Below are 5,208 nucleotides of genomic sequence, written 5' to 3'. Positions count from 1 at the left end.
CACGGTCGCGGTGGATGCCGAGGATGCCAAGGCCTGGAAAATGCTGCAACTTCTGACCGCCAAGCCGATCCTCTATGTCTGTAATGTGGATGAGGCCAATGCCGCGACGGGCAATGCCCATTCGGATGCGGTGGCCAAGATGGCCGCAGAGCAAGGCGCTGCCTCGGTCGTGATCTCCGCCCAGATCGAGGAGGAAATCTCCAAGCTGGAGCCGGAGGAAGCCGAGATGTTCCTCACCGAAATGGGGCTCGACGAGGCCGGTCTCGACCGGCTGATCCGTGCAGGCTATGGCCTCTTGCATCTGGAAACCTATTTCACCGTCGGCCCGAAAGAGGCCCGCGCCTGGACCATCCCCGCAGGCACCCCGGCGCCCAAGGCCGCAGGCGTGATACACGGCGACTTTGAGCGCGGATTCATTCGCGCAGAGACGATTGCCTATGACGATTTCGTGGGCTTGGGCGGCGAGCAAAAGGCCAAGGATGCGGGCAAGATGCGGTCCGAGGGCAAGAGCTATATTGTCAAGGATGGCGACGTGCTGCACTTCCTGTTCAACACCTGAGCGCGGCGGGGCGCGGCTTGCTGAAGCCTCAGACCGTCGCCCCGCGCCAGATCCAGCCGCCGCCCAGCACGCGGCTGCCGCCGGTCTCGTAGAAGACGCAGGCCTGACCGGGCGACACGCCTTCTTCTGGCGTGAGCAATTCGACTGTGGCTTCGGTGGCGGAAATGGGCCGCAGCACCGCCTCGCGCGGGGGGCGGGTAGAGCGGACCTTGACCGAGATCTGCCATTCCGCCCGCGAAGTGAGGGGGGCATCGCCCAGCCAGTTGATTTCGCGCAGCGGCACGGTCCGGGTCGAGAGCATTTCCTTGGGGCCGACGATCACGCGGCGCGCGTCGACATCAAGGCGCACGACATAAAGCGGCTCGTCCAGCCCGCCGATGCCAAGGCCGCGACGCTGCCCGATGGTGTAGTGAATGACGCCCTCATGGGTGCCAAGGATGCGGCCATCGGCATGGACAATCTCGCCCGGCTCTGCCGCACCGGGGCGCAGTTTCTCGATCACGCTGGCGTAATTGCCATTGGGGACAAAGCAGATGTCCTGACTGTCGGGCTTGTCCGCGACCTGAAGGCCATATTGCGCGGCCAGATCGCGGGTTGCCTGTTTCGAGGGCAGATGCCCTAGTGGAAAGCGCAGGAAGTCGAGCTGTTCGGGCGTGGTGGAGAAGAGGAAATAGGACTGATCGCGTGCCGAATCACTTGCGGCGTGCAGTTCCGGCCCCTGCGCGCCCATCTTGCGCTGGATGTAATGGCCGGTCGCCATGCAATCCGCCTCGAGATCGCGGGCGGTTTCCAGAAGGTCCTTGAACTTGACCCGCTCGTTGCAGCGGATGCAGGGCACGGGCGTGGCCCCCGCGAGATAGCTGTCGGCGAATTCGTCGATCACGGCGTCGCGAAAAATGTTCTCGTAATCCAGCACGTAATGCGGAAAGCCCATCTCTTCGGCGACGCGGCGGGCGTCGTGAATGTCGAGGCCAGCACAGCAGGCACCCTTCTTGGCCAAGGCCGCGCCGTGGTCATAAAGTTGCAAGGTGACGCCCACCACATCATAGCCCTCGGCGGCAAGATGTGCGGCCACGACCGAACTGTCGACGCCGCCTGACATGGCGACAACCACCCGCGTTTCCGCCGGAGACTTGGGAAATCCAAGCGAATTCAGGGGTTTGTTCGTATCCAGTGCCATGGCGGCCTCCGCGACGGTTCTTCAGAATATAGGAAAATCCTAAACACTCTCAAGGCCCGGTTTCATCGCCCATTAAGTCTGAAACGGTCATTCTGAGGCATCAGACCAAAGGGGTGAGCGTCATGTATCTGAAGAAAGTGGAAGGGCCAAGGGCTGTTACCTTGGCGGATGGAACGGTGTTCAGCCGGGCGGATTTGCCGCCCTCGGACACGGCGAGATGGGTCGCGTCGCGCAAGCTCGCGGTGGTGCGGGGGGTGGCCTATGGGCTGATCTCGCGGCGCGAGGCGTTGGAGACCTATGGGCTGAGCGAGGAGGAATTTGACGGCTGGATCGCGGCGGTGGCCAAGCATGGCGAGGGAGCGCTCAAGGTCACGGCCTTGGGCACGTATCGGTAACCAGAAGTTGAGTATTTGGGAAGTCAAAACACTGGTAACGGGTAGTTAACCATTTTTGACCAATGTGCTCGGTATCGAAGCAATGATCCATGGAGTCCCCAATGCGTGTACTTTTGGTCGAGGATGATCCAACGACCTCGAAAAGCATCGAGTTGATGCTGACCCATGCCAATCTCAATGTCTATACCACCGATCTGGGGGAAGAGGGCATCGATCTGGCCAAGCTCTATGATTACGACCTGATCCTATTGGATCTGGGCCTGCCGGATATGAACGGGCATGAGGTGTTGCGGCAATTGCGGCTGGCGCGGATTGCCACGCCGATCCTGATCCTGTCAGGGGCGGATGACACCGAAAGCAAGATCAAGGGGTTCGGATTTGGTGCCGATGACTATCTGACCAAGCCGTTTCACCGCGATGAGTTGGTGGCGCGTATCCATGCGATCATCCGACGGTCCAAAGGCCATTCGCAATCGGTGATCCGCACCGGCAAGATCAATGTGAACCTTGATGCCAAGACGGTGGATGCAGGCGGCAAGGCGGTGCATCTGACCGGCAAGGAATACCAGATGCTGGAGCTGCTGAGCCTGCGCAAAGGCACCACGCTGACCAAGGAGATGTTTCTCAACCATCTTTATGGTGGCATGGACGAGCCGGAACTCAAGATCATCGACGTGTTCATCTGCAAGCTGCGCAAGAAGCTGTCGGAGGCCACGGATGGGGCCAATTACATCGAGACGGTCTGGGGGCGCGGCTATGTGTTGCGCGATCCCGAACAGGGGGCAATGGCGGGGCGGCCGCTGGCCATCGGGGCCTGAGGGCTGCGCAGGCTCTGGACGCTGGACGGGTCGGGCACTATCACTCTGGTCAGGGACGGGGCGGGCAGGCAATGGCCGCCTCATCCGGGATCAGAGAGGGGCCGATGACCGACAGGATTGCCGTTGAGGATCTGACCGAAGGCGAGGCGGCGGCAGAATTGGCGCGTCTTGCAGCACTCTTGGCGGCGGCGAACCGGGCCTATCACACCGAGGATGCGCCCGAGATCACGGATGCCGCCTATGACGCGCTCAAGGCGCGCAATGCGGCAATCGAGGCGCGGTTTCCCGCGCTAAAGCGGGCGGATAGCCCGTCCGAACAGGTGGGCGCGGCCCCGTCCGACGGCTTTGCCAAGGTGGCGCACAGCGTTCGGATGCTGAGCCTTGGCAATGCGTTCGCGGCCGAGGATGTGGCGGAGTTCGACACGCGCATCCGCCGCTATCTGGGTTTGACCGATGACGCGACCTTGGCCTATACCGCAGAGCCCAAGATCGACGGGCTGAGCCTGAGCCTGCGCTATGAGAGGGGCAGGTTGGTGCAGGCCGCGACGCGCGGTGATGGCGAGGTGGGTGAGAATGTGACCGCCAATGCCCGCACGATCACCGATATTCCCGAGACCTTGAAGGATGCGCCTGAGGTTTTGGAAGTACGCGGCGAAGTTTACATGAGCCATGCCGATTTTGAGGCGCTGAACGCGCGGCAATCAGCCAAATCCGACAAGGTCTTTGCCAATCCGCGCAATGCCGCCGCCGGATCATTGCGGCAATTGGATGCCACCATCACCGCGGCGCGGCCGCTCAGGTTCTTTGCCTATAGCTGGGGCGAGGTGAGCGCACCCTTGGCCGTGACGCAGATGGGCGCGATTGAACGGCTGGCGTCACTCGGGTTTCAGACCAATCCGCTGACGGTGCTCTGCGATGGGACAGAGGCGCTGCTCAAGCACTATGCAAGGATCGAGCAGGCGCGGGCAACCTTGGGGTATGACATCGACGGTGTGGTCTACAAGGTCGATGATCTGGGCCTGCAAGCGCGGCTTGGCTTTCGCTCGACCACGCCACGTTGGGCGATTGCGCATAAATTCCCGGCTGAGTTGGCCTGGACTCGTCTGGAAGCGATCGACATTCAGGTGGGGCGCACCGGCGCGCTGAGCCCCGTGGCGCGCCTCACGCCGGTCACGGTGGGTGGGGTCGTGGTCAGCAATGCCACGCTGCATAATGAGGATTACATCGCCGGGCGTGACAGCAAAGGCGAGGTCATTCGCGGCGGCAAGGATATCCGCGTGGGCGATTGGGTGCAGGTTTACCGCGCGGGCGATGTGATCCCCAAGGTGGCTGATGTGGACCTCACGAAGCGCCCCGACGATGCCGCGCCCTATGTCTTTCCGACTACATGCCCCGAATGCGGCTCTGACGCGGTGCGCGAGGAGGGCGACGCCGTGCGCCGCTGTATGGGCGGCCTCATCTGCCCTGCGCAGGCGGTGGAAAAGCTCAAGCATTTCGTGTCCCGCGCAGCGTTTGACATCGAGGGGCTGGGGGCCAAGCAGGTGGAGCAATTCTACCGCGATGGCTGGATCAAGGAACCGGCGGATATCTTTACTCTGCAAGAGCGCTACGGCTCTGGCATGCAGCAGTTGAAGAACCGCGAGGGCTGGGGCGAAAAGAGCGCGAAGAACCTCTTTGAAGCGATTGAAGAAAAAAGAAAAATCCCCTTTGGCCGATTGCTCTTTGCGCTTGGAATCCGGCATGTGGGCGAAGATCAATCCAACAGACTCGCCGCATACTGGCTGGATATTGATAGTCTTCTACAAGCCGCAAAAGATTTGTTTGGTGAGCGTCGAAAGCTATGGCTGCCTTTGGCGAAAAGGTTTTCGGAAAGTAACCGAATTCTCGAAAAACCATGGGAAATTCCATTGCTCTTGAGAGAGCGCGAATTAAACGTTTGGCCAAAAGCGCAAGAGTTCCCCGGTCTTGGTGGTCAACTTATCATTCTCGCTGTTTACGATTTGATTAAGGGTGCAAGTCCGAAAGACGTATTCTTAAAGGCCCTGCGTAATTCGAAAAAGTATCCTGATAAACTAAAGAGAGCTTACGATTTCTTCGGAGGGGAAGAGCAATTTTCAAAAGAGCTTAGGGAGCAGTTAGAAAACCTGAAGAACGAGTGGCGCAGGGAATTTGGACTAACTGACCCACTCAGCGATAAGGATTGGATGAGTGCCTCTAATCAGACGAGCAGGTTAGTTCTTCAAGACAACAAGTTAC

General features: G+C 60.1%; 5 protein-coding genes. 4 read left to right on the top strand and 1 reads right to left on the bottom strand.

The features are described 5' to 3' along the window. A partial coding sequence (locus tag KBT70_RS13550; protein WP_296634513.1) for a DUF933 domain-containing protein occupies positions 1-559 on the top strand: 559 nt, incomplete at its 5' end. A gap of 28 nt (positions 560-587) precedes the next feature. On the opposite strand, the gene mnmA is transcribed toward KBT70_RS13550, so the two are convergent. Continuing rightward, positions 588-1,739, bottom strand: a complete 1,152-nt coding sequence (gene mnmA / locus KBT70_RS13545) for a tRNA 2-thiouridine(34) synthase MnmA (protein WP_296634509.1) — start codon at positions 1,737-1,739, stop codon at positions 588-590. Positions 1,740-1,861: 122 nt separating this feature from the next. Between mnmA and KBT70_RS13540 the strand changes: the two genes are divergently transcribed. The 3 genes from KBT70_RS13540 to ligA form a co-directional block, all read left to right on the top strand. Further along, positions 1,862-2,134 (top strand): DUF1153 domain-containing protein, encoded by a 273-nt coding sequence (locus tag KBT70_RS13540; protein ID WP_296634507.1) that lies wholly within the window; start codon positions 1,862-1,864, stop codon positions 2,132-2,134. 101 nt (positions 2,135-2,235) lie between these two features. Beyond that, entirely contained in the window at positions 2,236-2,952 is a 717-nt protein-coding gene (gene ctrA / locus KBT70_RS13535) for a response regulator transcription factor CtrA (protein WP_296634505.1), read from the top strand. A 104-nt stretch (positions 2,953-3,056) separates the two neighbouring features. Next, positions 3,057-5,208: NAD-dependent DNA ligase LigA (gene ligA, locus KBT70_RS13530; RefSeq protein ID WP_296634502.1), on the top strand; the 2,152-nt coding region annotated here is incomplete at its 3' end.

The organism is Roseovarius sp., from assembly GCF_018066915.1.
In the GTDB taxonomy this organism is placed as follows: Bacteria; Pseudomonadota; Alphaproteobacteria; order Rhodobacterales; family Rhodobacteraceae; genus Roseovarius.
The sequence above is the reverse complement of the archived record's forward strand: the minus strand, read 5'-3'. Positions and strand labels throughout refer to the sequence as shown.